1 protein-coding gene is annotated in these 893 nt (G+C 50.3%); it reads left to right on the forward strand.

Translation table 11 applies throughout. From position 1 onward, the window contains the following. A partial coding sequence (locus GJS45_RS23570; RefSeq protein WP_162344349.1) for a putative Ig domain-containing protein occupies positions 1–893 on the forward strand: 893 nt, incomplete at both ends.

The following is an 893-nucleotide window of genomic DNA, read 5'->3' on the forward strand; positions in this document are numbered from 1 at the left end:
AAACCTGCTCTTTGAAAAGGTTTCGGAAAACCCCAAAGTCAGTGCCATTGAAATTGTGGAAAAACCTAAAGTGCTATCCTCCGATCCGGAAACATTACAATTTATGACCCAGGCTACCGGTACCCTTTCCGACCCGCAGATCCTCACCCTCACTAATGCCGAACCTTCTTCCATCGAGGTCAATTCGGTGGTGATCACAGGGGAAAACAGCAACGAATTTACCCATGATTTCACAAGTCCGTTTATCCTGGAATCGGGTGCCTCAGCAAATCTAGCCGTCGTCTTCGCCCCAGCCTCAGAAGGCCCTAAGTCGGCACAGGTTGAGGTGGGGCATACAGGGTCCGGATCCCCATTGATTATCGGGTTGAACGGTGAAGGTTTTGTACCGATTGATCCCGGAACGCCTGTGATAGTGAATCCCATTCCGGACCAATTTGCCACCGAAGGCATCGAATATAACTTCACCTTTTCCGAAACCACGTTTTCAGACCCCGATGGGGATCCGCTTTCCTATAGCGCATCGTTGTCGGACGATAGCCCTCTGCCAACCTGGTTGAATTTTGATGCCGTTAACCGTACATTTAATGGTATTCCGGCGATTTCCGATATCGGTACACTGGAAATAATGGTTACCGCCTCGGACGGCGCCTTAAGTGTCAGCGACCTGTTTGCGCTGTCTGTTGATGAGCAGGTTACCACTTCCATTGGAATCAATTCGGGAGGCCCGCAGTTTACTTCGGGGTCTGGTTTTGTCTACGATGCCGATAATTCTTTTGTCGGTGGGTCCACCTATACCAACAACAATATTGCAGACGTATCGGGTACCACCGACGATGCGATGTACCGATCAGAGCGTCATGGTGGAGGGGCAAGTTTTAGCTACAATGTGGCCC

Source organism: Cyclobacterium salsum (genome assembly GCF_010119245.1).
GTDB classification, from domain to species: domain Bacteria; phylum Bacteroidota; class Bacteroidia; order Cytophagales; family Cyclobacteriaceae; genus Cyclobacterium; species Cyclobacterium salsum.